General features: G+C 62.4%; 17 protein-coding genes. 6 read left to right on the top strand and 11 right to left on the bottom strand.

Annotated features, from left to right (window positions below):
* Positions 1-214 precede the first annotated feature (214 nt).
* Both clpX and clpP read right to left on the bottom strand, forming a co-directional pair.
* A complete protein-coding gene (clpX, locus tag MAFF_RS34435; RefSeq protein ID WP_010915651.1) occupies positions 215-1,489 on the bottom strand; it encodes an ATP-dependent Clp protease ATP-binding subunit ClpX in 1,275 nt (424 codons plus the stop codon).
* A 295-nt stretch (positions 1,490-1,784) separates the two neighbouring features.
* Positions 1,785-2,414, bottom strand: a complete 630-nt coding sequence (gene clpP, locus MAFF_RS34430; RefSeq protein ID WP_010915650.1) for an ATP-dependent Clp endopeptidase proteolytic subunit ClpP — start codon at positions 2,412-2,414, stop codon at positions 1,785-1,787.
* A gap of 326 nt (positions 2,415-2,740) precedes the next feature.
* Here clpP and MAFF_RS34425 point away from each other — a divergent pair, with 326 nt between their 5' ends.
* On the top strand, positions 2,741-3,331 hold the full coding sequence (locus MAFF_RS34425; RefSeq protein WP_010915649.1) for a hypothetical protein: 591 nt from the start codon (positions 2,741-2,743) through the stop codon (positions 3,329-3,331).
* Here the strand turns inward: MAFF_RS34425 and MAFF_RS34420 are convergent.
* Positions 3,328-4,431: an NAD(P)/FAD-dependent oxidoreductase gene (locus MAFF_RS34420; RefSeq protein ID WP_010915648.1), complete on the bottom strand. Its 1,104-nt coding sequence runs from the start codon at positions 4,429-4,431 to the stop codon at positions 3,328-3,330. The genes MAFF_RS34425 and MAFF_RS34420 overlap by 4 nt on opposite strands.
* Before the next feature lie 104 nt (positions 4,432-4,535).
* On the opposite strand from MAFF_RS34420, the gene MAFF_RS34415 reads away from it, so the two are divergent.
* Positions 4,536-5,786: a cytochrome P450 gene (locus tag MAFF_RS34415; RefSeq protein WP_010915647.1), complete on the top strand. Its 1,251-nt coding sequence runs from the start codon at positions 4,536-4,538 to the stop codon at positions 5,784-5,786.
* Positions 5,787-5,925: 139 nt separating this feature from the next.
* Entirely contained in the window at positions 5,926-6,885 is a 960-nt protein-coding gene (locus tag MAFF_RS34410) for a hypothetical protein (RefSeq protein WP_157866131.1), read from the top strand.
* Here MAFF_RS34410 and MAFF_RS34405 read toward each other — a convergent pair whose 3' ends face one another.
* The 6 genes from MAFF_RS34405 to MAFF_RS34380 form a co-directional block, all read right to left on the bottom strand.
* Entirely contained in the window at positions 6,886-7,230 is a 345-nt protein-coding gene (locus tag MAFF_RS34405; RefSeq protein ID WP_010915645.1) for a cupin domain-containing protein, read from the bottom strand. It lies immediately after the preceding gene.
* Between the two features lie 6 nt (positions 7,231-7,236).
* Positions 7,237-8,517 carry an O-acetylhomoserine aminocarboxypropyltransferase gene (locus tag MAFF_RS34400; RefSeq protein ID WP_010915644.1) on the bottom strand — a complete coding sequence of 427 codons (1,281 nt, stop codon included), beginning with the start codon at positions 8,515-8,517 and terminating at the stop codon, positions 7,237-7,239.
* A gap of 160 nt (positions 8,518-8,677) precedes the next feature.
* Entirely contained in the window at positions 8,678-9,199 is a 522-nt protein-coding gene (locus tag MAFF_RS34395) for a CoA-binding protein (RefSeq protein ID WP_010915643.1), read from the bottom strand.
* Positions 9,196-9,972 carry an AAA family ATPase gene (locus tag MAFF_RS34390; protein ID WP_010915642.1) on the bottom strand — a complete coding sequence of 259 codons (777 nt, stop codon included), beginning with the start codon at positions 9,970-9,972 and terminating at the stop codon, positions 9,196-9,198. Before MAFF_RS34390 ends, MAFF_RS34395 begins: the two co-directional genes overlap by 4 nt.
* Entirely contained in the window at positions 9,972-10,394 is a 423-nt protein-coding gene (locus tag MAFF_RS34385) for a VOC family protein (protein WP_044550261.1), read from the bottom strand. Before MAFF_RS34385 ends, MAFF_RS34390 begins: the two co-directional genes overlap by 1 nt.
* A 2-nt stretch (positions 10,395-10,396) precedes the next feature.
* Complete coding sequence (locus MAFF_RS34380; RefSeq protein WP_010915640.1) at positions 10,397-11,218, bottom strand: enoyl-CoA hydratase; 822 nt, start codon at positions 11,216-11,218, stop codon at positions 10,397-10,399.
* A gap of 154 nt (positions 11,219-11,372) precedes the next feature.
* On the opposite strand from MAFF_RS34380, the gene MAFF_RS34375 reads away from it, so the two are divergent.
* From MAFF_RS34375 to rpsI, 3 genes are all read left to right on the top strand, one after another.
* Positions 11,373-11,837, top strand: coding sequence for a PaaI family thioesterase (locus MAFF_RS34375; RefSeq protein WP_010915639.1), 465 nt, complete (start codon positions 11,373-11,375; stop codon positions 11,835-11,837).
* 214 nt (positions 11,838-12,051) lie between these two features.
* Positions 12,052-12,516 (top strand): 50S ribosomal protein L13, encoded by a 465-nt coding sequence (rplM, locus tag MAFF_RS34370; protein WP_010915638.1) that lies wholly within the window; start codon positions 12,052-12,054, stop codon positions 12,514-12,516.
* A 1-nt stretch (position 12,517) separates the two neighbouring features.
* Positions 12,518-13,000 carry a 30S ribosomal protein S9 gene (rpsI, locus tag MAFF_RS34365; protein WP_010915637.1) on the top strand — a complete coding sequence of 161 codons (483 nt, stop codon included), beginning with the start codon at positions 12,518-12,520 and terminating at the stop codon, positions 12,998-13,000.
* Positions 13,001-13,159: 159 nt separating this feature from the next.
* Here the strand turns inward: rpsI and MAFF_RS34360 are convergent, their stop codons facing one another.
* Together MAFF_RS34360 and MAFF_RS34355 are read right to left on the bottom strand one after the other, a co-directional pair.
* Positions 13,160-14,218, bottom strand: coding sequence for a glycerophosphodiester phosphodiesterase family protein (locus MAFF_RS34360; RefSeq protein WP_044550258.1), 1,059 nt, complete (start codon positions 14,216-14,218; stop codon positions 13,160-13,162).
* A gap of 95 nt (positions 14,219-14,313) precedes the next feature.
* A complete protein-coding gene (locus tag MAFF_RS34355) occupies positions 14,314-15,522 on the bottom strand; it encodes an acyltransferase family protein (RefSeq protein WP_010915635.1) in 1,209 nt (402 codons plus the stop codon).
* Positions 15,523-15,631 lie beyond the last annotated feature (109 nt).

The following is a 15,631-nucleotide window of genomic DNA, read 5'->3' as shown; positions in this document are numbered from 1 at the left end:
GGGGATCGTTCCGCCTACCACCGTTTGTGACGGGAGTTTTACAGCACAGAAATCGGGCACCTCGGCCTTCTCGTGTTAGGTGGATGCAAGCGGGCCAAAGATCAAGAGTTAACATCGCCTGCAAATCCACTCCATCACTGAGGTCGTGTGCCCTTCACAGCAAAACGGCGCCGCAACGGCGCCGTTCCACAAAAATATGCGGTGAAGTGCCATGTCAGGCGCTGACGTTGCCCTTCTTTTCCTTTTGTTCGGAATAAATGTAGAGCGGCCGGGCGCTGCCGGTCACCACTTCTTCCGAAATCACCACTTCGCGCACGCCTTCGAGCGCGGGCAGTTCGAACATGGTGTCGAGCAGGATCGCCTCCATGATCGAGCGCAGGCCGCGGGCGCCGGTCTTGCGCTCGATGGCGCGCTTGGCGATCGCCGACAGGGCGTTCTCGTGGAAGGTCAGGTCGACATTTTCCATCTCGAACAGCCGCTGGTACTGCTTGACCAGCGCGTTTTTCGGCTCGGTCAGGATCTGGATCAGCGCCGGCTCGTCGAGATCCTCCAGCGTCGCCAGGACGGGCAGACGGCCGACGAATTCCGGAATGAGGCCGAACTTCAGGAGATCCTCGGGCTCGACCTGGCGGAAGATGTCGCCGGTGCGTCGGTCCTCCGGCGAAGCGACCGTGGCGCCGAAACCGATCGAGGTTTTTCTGCCGCGATCCGAGATGATCTTGTCCAGGCCGGCAAAAGCGCCACCGCAGATGAACAGGATGTTGGCGGTGTCGACCTGCAGGAATTCCTGCTGCGGATGCTTGCGGCCGCCCTGCGGCGGCACGGAGGCGACGGTGCCTTCCATGATCTTCAGCAACGCCTGCTGCACGCCCTCGCCCGACACGTCGCGGGTGATCGAGGGATTGTCGGACTTGCGAGAAATCTTGTCGATCTCGTCGATATAGACGATGCCGCGCTGTGCCCGCTCGACATTGTAGTCGGCCGACTGCAGCAGCTTCAGGATGATGTTCTCGACATCCTCGCCGACATAACCGGCTTCGGTCAGCGTCGTGGCGTCAGCCATGGTGAAGGGCACGTCGATGATGCGGGCCAGCGTCTGCGCGAGCAGCGTCTTGCCGCAACCGGTCGGGCCGATCAAAAGGATATTGGACTTGGCCAGCTCGACATCGTTGTTCTTGCCGGCATGTGCCAGGCGCTTGTAGTGGTTGTGGACAGCCACCGACAGCACGCGCTTGGCGTAGGGCTGGCCGATGACGTAGTCGTCGAGAACCTTGAGGATCTCCTGCGGTGTCGGCACGCCCTCGCGCGACTTCACCATCGAGGTCTTGTTCTCCTCGCGGATGATATCCATGCAGAGCTCGACGCATTCGTCGCAGATGAAGACCGTCGGACCGGCGATCAGCTTGCGCACCTCATGCTGGCTTTTGCCGCAAAACGAGCAATAAAGCGTGTTCTTCGAGTCACCGCTGTTGTTGCCGACCTTGCTCATTTTCCTGTCCTTTCATCGCCGCCCGCCGATGGTCTGGCTGAAAGGGCGCTTACTCTATTTATCGCGGGAATCCGCCGCCGCCAGTATCCCGGCTCCCGCAACGTATTCCGTACGAAACACAAATCAGAAAACGTGGCAATGATTCGCAGCAGCCCCACACAAAGCTAAGCCGTCGAAAATCAACATAGCCTTAACGTAGGCAATCCCGACCGTCGAGGGAACAGCCAATTGTGGCCGAAATGCCGCAAGACGCGCCAAAAGCGCGTGATGGTGTCATCCAACTGCCACCAAGCCCTTATGCCACGGCGCTCTCAGCCGGCTCGCGCGACGAAATAACCTTGTCGATGAGGCCGAAATCCTTGGCTTCGTCGGCGGTCATGAAATGGTCACGGTCGAGCGTGCGTTCGATCTCCTCGTAGCTCTTGCCGGTGTGCTTGACATAGACCTCGTTGAGGCGGCGCTTCAGCTTGACGATGTCCATGGCGTGGCGCTCGATGTCGGAGGCCTGGCCCTGGAAGCCGCCGGACGGCTGGTGAACCATGATGCGGGCGTTCGGCGTGGCAAAACGCATGTCCTTGTGGCCGGCGGTCAGCAACAGCGAGCCCATCGAGGCCGCCTGGCCGATGCAGAGTGTGGATACGGCCGGCTTGATGAACTGCATGGTGTCGTAGATCGCCATGCCCGAAGTGACGACGCCGCCCGGCGAATTGATGTAGAGGTTGATTTCCTTCTTCGGATTCTCGGCTTCGAGGAACAGGAGCTGGGCGCAGACCAGCGTCGCCATGCCGTCCTCGACCGGACCGGTGATGAAAATGATGCGCTCCTTGAGGAGGCGCGAGAAGATGTCGTAGGCCCGCTCGCCGCGATTGGTCTGTTCGACCACCATCGGAACGAGGTTCATGTAGGTTTCGACGGGGTTCTTCATCAGTTATCTCTTATCTCGCGGTGGGATTCCGGCGCCGGGAATGCTGGCAGATCGGGCAGAATCGGTTCTGGATCGTTGTTCCGTAGATAGGATGTCGGCTCATCCTTGTGCAAGGCCGACCCGTCCTAGCCATCTGGGTAAGTCGAATCAAGGTTATTCACAGGATTCATCGACCCGCGCCATCGTCGTTCGCCGACGCCGCCCCATCCGTAGCAATTTCTTAACCGCATTGCTTAACGAAATGCGGCAAATCCGCTTTTCCCGGACGCCCCTTACCCTACAATCCAACGTTGAACCGTCATCGGCCGTTCAACAGGGGGAGTATCATGTTCAGGAAAACCGCATGCTTCACCATTGCCGGGCTGACCGTGCTCGGCACGATTTCCGCGACAGCGGCCGGCGGCCACGCCGTCGAATGCTACGAGCCGATCCGCACGCCTGATGTCTACGACACGGTCTATGAAGACGTGATGGTCAGCCCGCCCGGCCAGCAGGTCGACTATACCCCGCCCATCTATGGCACCCGCGAACGCGTGGTGATGACCGTTCCGGCACAAGTGACCTACGAGGTCGTGCCCGCCATCACCCGCACCGTCTACCACACGGTGAGGGTCGACGGCGGCGGCTATGCCTGGGAATGGCGCGTCATACATGGCCGCAAGGTTCTTTGCAAAATTTGGCACAAGGCGCGCTATGAACGCGTCGCCGAGACGGTGGTGATCCAGCCGGAGCGCTCAAGGCGCGTCGTCACCCCGGCACAGTACGACAGCATCGCCGAGGAGGTCCTGGTGCAGCCGGAGCAAAGGCGCATCATTGACGTCCCTGCCTCCTACCGGACCGTCACGCGGCGCGTGCTGGTCCGCGAAGGGTCGTCAGGCTGGCGGCGCGTGCATATTCCGAGACATTGCCAGGATTAGGCTACCTCCGCCCGCAGCCAACGCTTCAGGCCGGCGATATCGCTATCGCCGAGCGCCGCCGCGACTCGCCTGCCGACTGCCGCGCCGAACTTGTAGCCATGGCCGGAGCAGGCAGAGACAACAAGGCACTTGCCCTTCGCATGCGCCATGAACTTTTCGTCGACGGTGAAGGTGTAGGCGCAGGTGACCACTTCGGTCACCTCATACTCCTGGATGCGGGCGATCGGTGGCGAAAACAGGTTGCGGATCGCCTCACCCTCGCCCGGCACCGGCTGACGGTTCCAGTCGGCATCGCTCGTCGGCACTCGGTGCAGTCCGGAACCGAATTTCATGCCGGCGCCGCCGGAGGGCGGGATCACATAGCCATCGACAGCGCCGCCGATGTCGAGGACGACCGGTGCCGCCTTCCAGGCCGCCTTCAGGTCGGCCGGCGGTTCGACATAGGCAAGGGCTGTCCGATAGGTCTTCAGCTCGCCGTCCAGTTCCGGAAACAGCTTCAGAACCCAGGCGCCAGCAGCGACGACGATGCGGTCGGCCTGCATGGTTTCGCCGCTTTCGAGCACGATGCGGCCGGTTTCGGAGTCGATCGCGGTCGCCTTGCTGCGTTCGTAGACATTGGCGCCGTTTGCGCGCAGCCAGGCGGCAAGGCCGGAAGCGATCTTGCGGCAGTGGAGCGCGCCGCCTTCCGGCGAATAATAGGCATAGCGGAACGTGCCGGCTTGCAAAAACGGCCAGCGTTCGACGGCTGCGTCCGGTTCCAGCAATTCAAAAGGGAAATTGCCCTCTTCCAGGCCCTCGAGATATTCCTCGGCCTCGTCGCCCGGTTCGCGCGAAATGCAGACGAATCCGCGCGCATCGAGATGGCTTTCGCCGAGATCGGCCCACATCTCGTCCCAGGCCTCATAGGCTTCGGTGATCAGGCTTCCGTAGCCGGTTCCCGCGCGGTAGGCGCGGCGGATGATGCGGTGATGGTCGCTGGACGCGGCCAGCGGATTGGGGATCGGCCCCTGCTCGACGATCGACACGCTGTGGCCGGCCTTGACCAGCGACCACGCCGTGGAGAGACCGGCAATCCCCGCGCCGACAACGATCACGTTCATCCGCTCAGACCTTCCGCGGCCGCATTGGCTGGCTCAATTCATTGGAGTACCGGCGCCAACATACGGTCTGGAATGAGGCTGGCAAGCCGCGCTATGGGTCTGGCATGACCAATTCGACGCTCCCATACCTGGCCTTTGATCCAGCCACCCGACGGCTGCGGCTCGACCCGCACGAGCCGGCTTTCTTCCTGAACCCGTACGAGGCCTATGGCTTCCTGCACGACGTCTCCAATGCCTTCTTCTGGGAGGAATTCGGCTTCTGGTGCTTTGGCGGCTTCGATGATGTCAACCGGCTGCTGCGCGACCGCCGCTTCGGCCGCCAGAACCCGGCCGGCATTCCCGACAGCCGCGGTGTCGGCCAGGACCGCAGCCATCTCAGAGCGTTCGACGGCATTGAAGCCAACTCCATGCTCGAACTGGAACCGCCGGTGCACACGCGGCTGAGAACGCTGGTCAACCGCGCCTTCGTCTCGCGCCAGGTCGAGCGGCTGCGGCCACGGGTCGAGGCGCTCGCCAACGAACTGATCGACCGCTTTGATCCGACCGGACCGGTCGACCTGCTTCCCGCCTTCGCCTCTCCCTTGCCGATCACCATCATCGCCGAAATGCTCGGCGTGCCGGTCGAGATGGGGCCGCAACTGCTCGACTGGTCCCACCAAATGGTCGCCATGTACATCCACGGCCGCACCCGCGAGACCGAGGAAACAGCCAACCGCGCCGCGAGCGAATTTGCCGATTTCCTGCGCGGTTACGTCGCCGAGCGGCGCAGAAATCCCGGCGACGACCTTTTGTCGCTGCTGATCTCGGCGCAGGAGGACGGTGAGAGGCTGTCCGAGGACGAAATGGTGTCCTCGGCGATCCTGCTGCTCAATGCCGGCCACGAAGCGACCGTCCATCAGACCGGCAATGCGGTGCGCTCGATCCTGGCGCAAGGCGGCGACCCCAGCCGTTTCTTCACCTCGGCGGAAGCGACCGCCGCAACGGTCGAGGAATGCCTGCGCTTCGACGCACCGCTGCACATGTTCATGCGCTATGCCTACCAGGAGATCGAGATTGCGCCCGGCATCGTCGTCCGGCCGGGCCAGACCATCGGGCTCTTGCTTGGCATGGCCAATCATGATCCGCGCGCCTTCGCCGAACCGCAGGCCTTCCGGCCGGACCGTGCGGACCAGAAGAACGTGTCCTTCGGCGCCGGCATCCATTTCTGCATCGGCGCGCCGCTGGCCCGGCTCGAATTGCAGGTGTCGTTGAAAACCTTGTTCGAGCGGCACCCGCGGCTGCATCTTGCCGAACAGTCACGCTTCCGCGACACTTACCACTTCCATGGGCTGGAAACGCTCGCCGTCGGCTTCTGAACGATCGCGGGCCTGGGGCTGCGCGATGAGACTGTTTTGGAGACCGGCGGCGGCGTTCGCACTGGCGTTGCTATGCGCCTGCCTGGGAACCACGACACGCGCCCGGCAACAGCCGGAGAACATTCCCTGGGAGAACAGCATGGCCATCGCCCAGAAAATGGCGATGGGCCTTCTGGAGCGGCAGACCGGATCGAAGGGCCTGCCGCTGGCATCCTTCGCCATCGAGGTCGATCTCAATCTTGACGGCTTGCCCGAGATCTTCGCCTACCGCTACGCGCCGGGCTGCGACGGCGTCAATTGCGGCAACTACCTGTTCGTCCTGGAAGGCGACAGCTATCAAGAGGTTCTCGGCGACATTCCCGGCGCGCGGCTGGTGCCGCAGGACAAGATCGCGCTCAGCCCCTTCAAACGGAACGGCTTTTTCGACATCCAGTCCGACACAATGACGATCGGCTGGGACGGAAAGCGCTATGTCGATGCCTCCACTTTTCCCGCATCGTCGCTAGACGGCGCCGTCTTTGTCTCGGCCTGCCAGAAAAACAAGCTGAGCCAAGAGTCCTCACAGAGCGAAACAGAGCAAGTGAGCGCCGCTTGCCAATGCCAGTTCAACCGATTTCAGACGGTCGGTTTCACGCAGGCCGACCTTGACGCCTATACCGCCTCGCTTCTCGGCGAAGATTTCGACTACCCCATAGGCGACAAGGAGGATGCCTGGCTCATCCTGTCGAAAAGCGCCCAGGACGTCGCCACAGGCTGCGATGTCGCGAGCGGCAAAAGCCAATGGCCGCCGGCCTATTTCGATCATGGCGATCAGCCACAGCAAAAGCTGAACTTCAACGGTTTTCTCGACGCCTGCCCGGCGCAGGATTTCATCCTGACCAACCACAAGACCGGCTCGCCCGATCGCGCACTCGCGCTATGCGGCTGCGTCGCCCGCGAAATCCCGACCTATGGCGTTAGCCAGCAGGGGCTCGACCTCCTGGCGCAATATTATCGAGACGAGATCTCAGACGCTGATATAGAGGCACAGGACGCCGATTTGCTGACGGCGCACGACAAAGCGTCGGAAGCCTGCCTCAGCCAGTTTCCGGCGAAGTGATCACAGCTTGATCACATACTCCTTGCGGGTGGTTTCAAGCACTTCCCAGCTGCCCTTGAAGCCCGGCCTCAGCACGAAACTGTCGCCGGCCTTGACGGTGCGCGCTTCGCCCTCGTCTTCCGCGATCACCGAAACGCCGAACAGGATGTGACAGAATTCCCATTCATCATAGACGATGCGCCATTTGCCGGGGGTCGATTCCCAGATGCCGGCATAGAGGCCGCCGTCCCGCTCCTCGACATTCCAGGTGCGGAATTTGGGATCGCCCGAGATCAGGCGATCCGGCGCGGGCGCGCCGGATTCGGGTTCGACGCCCTTGGTGTCGACGGAAAGAAAGGCGGCCATCAGCAATCAGACCTTGGCGAGTGCCTGTTCGAGGTCGGCGACGATATCGGTGACGTCCTCGATGCCTATCGAAAGCCGCACGGTGTCCGGACCGGCACCGGCCTTGACCTTCTGCTCGTCGGAAAGCTGGCGGTGCGTGGTTGACGCCGGATGGATGACCAGCGACTTGGTGTCGCCGACATTGGCCAGATGCGAGAACAGTTCCAGCGCCTCGACGAATTTGACGCCGGCCTCGTAGCCGCCCTTGAGGCCGAAGGTGAACACGGCGCCGGCGCCGAGCGGCGAGTACTTCTTCTGCAGCGCATTGTTCTTGTCGCTGGGTAGGCCGGGGTAATTCACCCAGGCGACCTTGGGGTGGTTGGACAGCCAGCCGGCAACCGTAACCGCATTGTCACAATGGCGCTGCATGCGCAGCGGCAAGGTTTCGAGGCCGGTCAGGATGAGGAAGGCGTTGAAGGGCGAAATCGCCGGGCCGAGATCGCGCAGGCCGAGCACGCGCGCGGCAATGGCGAAAGCGAAATTGCCGAAGGTTTCGTGCAGGACGAGGCCGCCATATTCGGGGCGCGGTTCCGACAGCATCGGATATTTGCCCGATTTCGACCAGTCGAAGGTGCCGCCGTCGACGATGACGCCGCCGATCGAATTGCCATGGCCGCCGATGAACTTGGTCAGCGAATGCACGACGATATCGGCGCCGTGCTCGATCGGCCGGATCAGGTAGGGCGAGGCCAGCGTGTTGTCGACGATCAGCGGCAGGCCATGCTTGCGGGCGATGTCGCCGATCTTCTCGATGTCGACGAAAGTGCCGCCCGGATTGGCCAGGCTCTCGATGAAGATCGCCTTGGTCCTGTCGTCGATCTGGCTCTCGAAGGTCGAGAGGTCGTTTGTGTCGGCCCAGCGCACCTCCCAGCCATAATTCTTGAAGGCGTGGCCGAACTGGTTGATCGAGCCGCCATAAAGCCTTGTCGCAGCGACGAAATTGTCACCCGGCTGCATCAGATTGTGGAACACGATGACCTGCGCGGCGTGGCCGGACGCGACCGCAAGCGCAGCCGTGCCGCCCTCGAGTGCCGCGACGCGCTCTTCAAGCACGGCCTGCGTCGGGTTCATGATGCGGGTGTAGATGTTGCCGAACGCCTTCAGGCCGAACAGCGACGCGGCGTGGTCGGCATCATCGAAGACGAAGGAGGTCGTCTGGTAGATCGGCGTGGCGCGCGCGCCGGTGGCCGGATCGGGCTTGGCGCCGGCATGGACGGCGAGCGTGTTGAAACCGGGCGTACGGGTCACTAAAAACCTCCCTTAAGAACTTCTCAAAATTCGCCGGGCATTCTTGGCGAAGCCCGGCTCGGAATGCAAAGAAGAAAATACCCTTCGGCACGGAACTTTCAGCCAAGCCGCAGGAAAACGCGGCATCTGCCGGAATAATTTTGCGCTTCTCGCTCGCGACCTATTTCTGGCGCACGCCGAAACTCTGGAAACCCTGGCGCATCAGCGGTTTCTTGGACGACAGGACGCCTGAATTGACGCCGGTCCAGCCGATTTCGCCGGAGAGCTTGCCGTATTCGATCTTGGGGCAGCGGTTCATCACAACCTTGATGCCGGCGGCTTCGGCGCGAGCGGCCGCCTCGTCATGGCGCACGCCGAGCTGCATCCAGATTACTTTCGGCAAGGGATCGAGCCGCAATACCTCGTCTACGATGCCCGGCACCGCGGTCGCGGCGCGGAAGATGTCGACCATATCGATCGGCTCCGGAATATCGGCCAGACTGGCATAGGTCATCCGGCCGAGGATTTCCTTGCCGGCCTGGCCCGGATTGACCGGAAACACCGAAAATCCCTTGGCCAGCAGGTATTTCAGCACGAAATAGCTCGGCCTGACGTCATTGGCCGACGCGCCGACCATGGCGATGGTCTTCACCGAATTGAGGATGCCGCCGATGTAGGTATTGTCGTAGCTATCGTGGTTCATGCCTCGTCCTCATACAACGCCTCGGCGAGAAAACCATCCGGGTCGTTGCTGAAATCGCGCAACATGCGGAAGTGGTCCGTATCACGAAAGTCGGCGGGCTCGAGCCCGAAGCGGCTGATGCGGAACAGCCGCGCGCCGGGACAGGCCATCAACAATGGCGAGTGCGTCGCCATGATCACCTGCGCGGTGCCGGACTGGTCCATGCGGCGCAGCATCTTCAGCAGCTCGATCTGGCGCGACGGCGAAAGCGCGCTCTCCGGCTCGTCGAGGATGTAGATGCCTTGCCTGCGACAGCGTTCCTCGAAGAAACGGATGAAACCCTCGCCATGCGACCAGGAAAGGAAATCCGGCGGCGTCGCGCCCGATTCCCTAGCTGCCTCGTCGAGGTAACGGGCAACGGAATAGAAGGATTCGGCGCGGAAGAACCAACCGGCGGTAACCTTCGGCAGCCAGTGGCAACGAAAATTGTCGGCCAGTGCGGCACCGCTCTTGTCGATGGCACGAGAGTGGTCGACCGGCATGTAGCCCTTGCCGCCGCCGGCCTCGTCATAGCCGGCCAAAGCACCAATCGCTTCCAGCAGCGTCGATTTGCCGGTGCCGTTCTCACCAACGATGATGGTGATTGGCGCGGTGAATTCGAGTTCGAATTCGCGGCCGCGAAACAGCGGCAGGTTCCAGGGATACTTTTCCCAATCCTCCACGCGCCCGGGGTCGAGCAGGATGCGCTTGAGATAGGGCGCCTTGAGCCGCGTCAGCTGTTTGCGGTACGCCATCACCCAGGCAGCGAAATCGTGCCGTCTTGCGCGATCGGAAAGGCCGGATTGTGCGCCACTTCCCAGACATGCCCATCCGCATCGGCGAAATAGCCATACCAGCCGCCCCAGAAGGCGCGGCCTGCCGGCTTGACGATGCGGCCCCCGGCTTTGTCGGCCATGGCGAGCACCTCGTCGACCTCGGCGTCGGAGCGGGTGTTGTAGGCGAGATAGACGGCGGACGGCGCCTCGGCGAAGGTGATGCCGGAATCCTCCTCGGCACTGGCGCGCGGGAACAGGCCGAGAATGACGCCGCCCATCTGGAAGAAGGCGACGCCGTCGGTGATCGCGGCATGCCGTTTCAGACCCATGGCTTCGTAGAAGCGCACGGCACGGTTGAGATCATCCGTTGCAATCGTGACGACGGAGATGCGCGGTTCCACGGCTACTCGTCCGTCCATTCCGGCTTGCGCTTGCCGATGAAGGCGCCGATGCCTTCCTCGGCGTCGCGTGCCAGCATGTTCTCGACCATGACGCGGCCGGTATAGGCATAAGCATCCGCCAGCCCCATTTCGGCCTGCGCGTAAAAAGCCTCCTTGCCGGTCTTCACCACCAAAGATGATTTGGAAGCAATGGTTTGCGCGTATTTGGTGACGATCTGATTCAGGTATTCGCGCGGCACGACGCGGTTGACCAGGCCGAATTCCTTGGCGGTTGCTGCGTCGATCGTCTCGCCGGTCAACAGCATCTCCATCGCATGCTTGCGCGAGACGTTGCGCGACAGTGCCACCATCGGCGTCGAGCAGAACAGGCCGATATTGACGCCCGGCGTGCAGAAGGTCGCCTCATGCGAGGCGATCGCCACGTCGCAGCTGGCGACAAGCTGCAGGCCGGCGGCGGTGGCCAGGCCGTCGACTTCGGCGATGACCGGCATGGGATGGCGCACGATCGCCTGCATCAGCTGGGCACAAGCCGCGAACGTCTCTTCGAAGAAAGCCTTGCCGCGATCGGCATCGGCACGCCGCGCGGTCATTTCCTTGAGATCATGGCCGGCGCAGAACACTTTTCCCGCCGCCGACAGGATGATGACGCGAACCGTCTTGTCGGCCTTGGCGCGGTCGAGTTCGGCCGTCAGCGCCGCCATCACCGCAAGCGACAAAGCGTTGGCGGGCGGATTGGCGAGCGTGAGCCGCAGCACGCCCTTATCCAGCCTGGTTGTGACCGGCCCCTCGGCGACGGCAGGCTTGATGGCAAGGATTTCGGCCATGGCTAGGGTCTCCGCGATTCCGGTCGGGCTTATAAACTATCTAATATCGGATCGGCATTCGTCCAACACCCATCGCTTGCGCCAGAGGATCGAAGGTGTTGCCAGCAACGCCCTGCCGCGCTCATACAGGCGTGCGCAGAAGCGAGAGACCGAGATGCCCGCCCAGACCAACCTCAAACCAGTGCTGACCGCAGCACAAGTCAATGTGCTGATGGAAACCGTCTATCCCCAGCTCAACGAGCAGTTCAAATATTACGAGGCGATCGACGTTTTCCCAGGCGGCTGCACCGTGCGGCTCAATGCCGGCGAGCGGCATTTGCGCCCGGGCGGCACGGTATCCGGTCCGTCGCTGTTCACGCTGGCCGACATTGGCGGCTATGTCTGCGTGCTCTCTCATGCCGGGCCAGATGCGCTGTCCGTCACAGTCAACCTCGACATCAACTTCGTGCGCAAGGCCGAGGCTGGGCCGATCGACGGCCATTGCCGCATCCTGAAGCTGGGAAAGAGCCTGATGGTGTTCGCCATCGACATCGTCGCCGGCCCGGAAGGACAGACGATCGCTCACGCCACCGGCACCTATTCGATCCCGCCGAAGCGCATTGGTGATGTGGTAAAATAATACCTTTTTACTAAGCCATTGTTTTTACTGCCATTTCTTCGCTAAAGGGCTTTTTGATCGGCTTGACGCGCAATTCCCCGTCGCCTATAAGCCCTCACGAAGCAGCGGCCCGCAAAACCGCCGTTTTGTTATTGGCGGCGGGCAAGCGTCTCATCGCCAATCCAAGCAACAAGAAACGCCTTCTCTTTGAAGGTCAAAACCGAGAGCAGAAAACATGACAACCTTTTCGCAGAAGCCTGCGGATGTGGTGAAGAAGTGGATCCTGATCGACGCCGAGGGTCTCGTCGTCGGCCGTCTCGCCACTGTCATCGCCAATCATCTTCGCGGCAAGCACAAGCCGACCTTCACCCCGCATGTCGACGACGGCGACAATGTCATCGTCATCAATGCCGACAAGGTGGTGTTCACCGGCAAGAAGTTCACCGACAAGGTCTATTATTGGCACACCGGCCACCCCGGCGGCATCAAGGAGCGCACCGCGCGCCAGCTGCTCGAGGGTCGTTTCCCGGAGCGTGTCGTCGAGAAGGCCGTTGAGCGCATGGTCCCGCGTGGCCCGCTCGGCCGTCGCCAGATGAAGAACCTGCGCGTCTATGCAGGCGCCGAGCATCCGCATGTCGCCCAGCAGCCAGAAGTCCTCGACGTGGCCAAGCTGAATTCCAAGAACAAGAAGGTCGCATAAGATGGCTGAGCTTTCCTCGCTCGCAGAACTGGGCGCCGCCACCGGCAACACCAATACGCAAGCCGCGGCACCCGTCCACGTCCAGAAGCTCGACAAGTCGGGCCGCGCCTATGCCACCGGCAAGCGCAAGAACGCCATCGCGCGCGTCTGGGTGAAGCCGGGTTCCGGCAAGATCGTCGTCAACGACAAGGAATTCGCGACCTATTTCGCGCGTCCGGTCCTGCAGATGATCCTCAACCAGCCGATCATCGCGTCCAACCGTTCGGGCCAGTACGACATCGTCGCCACCGTCGTCGGCGGCGGCCTCTCCGGCCAGGCCGGTGCGGTGCGTCACGGCATCTCCAAGGCGCTGACCTACTACGAGCCGGCGCTGCGCGCCGTGCTCAAGAAGGGCGGCTTCCTGACCCGCGACAGCCGCGTCGTCGAGCGCAAGAAGTACGGCAAGGCGAAGGCCCGCCGCTCCTTCCAGTTCTCGAAGCGCTAAGGCTCCGCAGTTTTGGAAACAATCGAAAAGGCCGCCTCCGGGCGGCCTTTTTGTATTTGCGCATTCCTATCCGGCCGAATGGTCCGCGTCGCGGATGAACAGGAAGGCGCAGACCGCCGAGAATGTCACGGCAAGCGCTGAGGCGAGGAAAGCAAGAAATCAATTGATGCTGGCGGTCGCCGCGGGTTCGATGCGTTCGCCCGTCCCGGCATAGGGCACGCGGTAGGCGTTCGCCGCAAGCCAGTCGATGGCCGCCTTTGGCTCGTCGGTCTGGATGATGGTGGCGCCGCGATCGACCCAGAAACCCCAGGCCTCGCGCGGCAGACTGGCCTGCACCGCCAGTTCATCGCCACGGCCGCCGGCGAGGAAACCACCCGGCTTGTTGACGATGGCGTAGGTGTCGGCCCAGATGTGCCAGTTGCCGCGCACCGCGGCCGCGCGCATGCGCGTGCTGAACAGCGGTCCGCCGGTCTCGGTCAGCGTCTGCGCGCCCGCCCGCCAGTTGATCAGCTCGATCGCGCGCGGCGAGAAGGCGTGGTCCACCGTCTCGGCGAAACCGGCATCATGCACCGCGTCATCGGCGATGATCGGCATGAACTGGACGCCGCCGCCGATCGCGGCCATGGCCGCCTTCACCGTCGCGATCCTGGTCTGGTTCCAGAGGTTTTCCTTGACGATGACCTGATCGGCCATGCCGAGATCGCGTGCCACCGCGATCATGCCCGGGAGATCGCCGACTTCGAGCTTGTTGTCGAGATTGATGAGGATCCTGTCCCTGGTCGCCAGCAGCATCTCGCGCAGCGTCGAGACCCTCTCGTCGGTGACGGCGCGGGTGCCCTCGATCACCAGCCGGCAGGTCTTCAGTTCGGCCAGCGTATGTTTCACCACCTCGCCCTTGCAGGTCGTGGTGCGATCGAGCCAGCTGTCATGCATGACGACGAACTCACCGTCCTTCGAGCGCCTGATGTCGACCTCGACGATCTCGGCGCCCATGGCGATCGAGCCCTCGACAGCCGCAAGCGAATTTTCAGCATAAAGCGTCTTGCCGGCCTGCATGCTGCCGGCGCGATGGGCGGCCACCATGACATGGTCTCGCCACTGGTTGGCATGCTCGAAGCGGTCGAGAATCTGCCTGGCGCGGCTTTCGGCTGCCGAAGCCTGACTGGAGACGGCGGCAAGGGTCGTGCAAAGCAGAAGGCTCAGCCAGATCGTCCGCATCGAGAATCGCTCCTTGCCGGATCGAAGCCGGGATAGGCGATGCCCATGACAGGGAGGTGAACGAAGCCGGCTAGCGGTTTCTCGCGAAAGGTTTGTCAGATGCGTTTCGAGAGCCGACGGAACCATGCCATCGCCGGCATTTCGACCAAGCGCCAGGTGATCCACGATGTGGCGATGGTGGCGACGAGCATGACGACGATTGCCATCGTTCCAGCCCAGCCGGCGCCGAAGCCCGTCGCTGGCGAGCCGCGCAGCACGATGTCGCCGACGAGGCCGAGGCCAAGCTTGTGCTCGACGAGCCCGGCAACGTTGATCAGGCGCGCCTGCACGAAGATGTGGACCATATAGATGGAATAGGACAGCGCGCCGAGCGTCAGCATGAAGGGCGCCCGCAGCAAGGCGGAAATCCAGCCGCCCTCATGGGCAAAGAGAAACAGCGCCAGCGCGAACACCAGGGGCGCGGCGATGCCGAAATCATTGCTGCCCGCCAGTGAGACGAAAGCGACGATGACCGCCACCATGACGATTTCGGCAAGGGTCCAGCTCAGCCGCGGGCCGCTTCTGGCGAGGAGCTGTCGCGCCCCTGCAATGGAATCATGCTGAAACCAGGCCAGCAAGGCGCCGAGCGAGAAGCCGTAGAGGCAGCGGATGAAGCCGAAATCGTAGGACACATCCATATGATGCGTGGAGAAGCCGAGCAGGAACAGCGGCCCGGTGACGGCGGCGGCGACAAACCATATCCAGGCACGCGCGCCGGCGATGAAGACGACGCCGGCAAACAGGAGATAGGCGAAGAACTCCGCCGAAATGCTCCAGCTTGGCGCATTCCAGGTCAGATGATCCTCAAAGCCCATCCCTTGCAGCAGGAGCAGATTGGCAAGCAGGCTCTTCAAATCGAAACCGCCGGTGAAGGGGGCTGCGCCGGTGCCATGCGGTTGCGGCAGCATCAGCCGCAGCAGTTCGAAGCCTGCAAAGGCCGCGAGCATGATGAGATGCAGCGGGTAGATGCGGCCGAAACGCACCAGCGCGAAGCGGGCGACCCCTACCGGCTGGCTCAGCCGATTGGCGTAGCTGCTGGCGATGACGAAACCGGAAAGCACGAAGAAGAAATCGACGAAAAGGTAGGACGAACCGATGAAGCTGCTCTGCGAGAGCGCGGAAGCGGTCGGGAAATGAAACAGCGCCACAAGAAGCGCACAGATGCCGCGCCACGAATCGAGAACCTGGAAGCGCTCGCCCGCTATCGTGCCGGCATGGGTCGACACCACGGCATCGGACGGATTAAGAAACGCGGCCTGCGTCATGATGGGACAAATCCTGTCTTGCCGTGGCACCCGGGCGGCGCCGTTTCGTCTCCCCAAGCTGTGACTGGCATCTTCCATGCCGGTTCTGTAGTTGTTGCACCCCGATGAA

Source organism: Mesorhizobium japonicum MAFF 303099 (genome assembly GCF_000009625.1).
GTDB classification, from domain to species: Bacteria; Pseudomonadota; Alphaproteobacteria; order Rhizobiales; family Rhizobiaceae; genus Mesorhizobium; species Mesorhizobium japonicum.
Note: the sequence above shows the minus strand (reverse complement) of the source record. Positions and strands in the feature narration are given on the sequence as shown.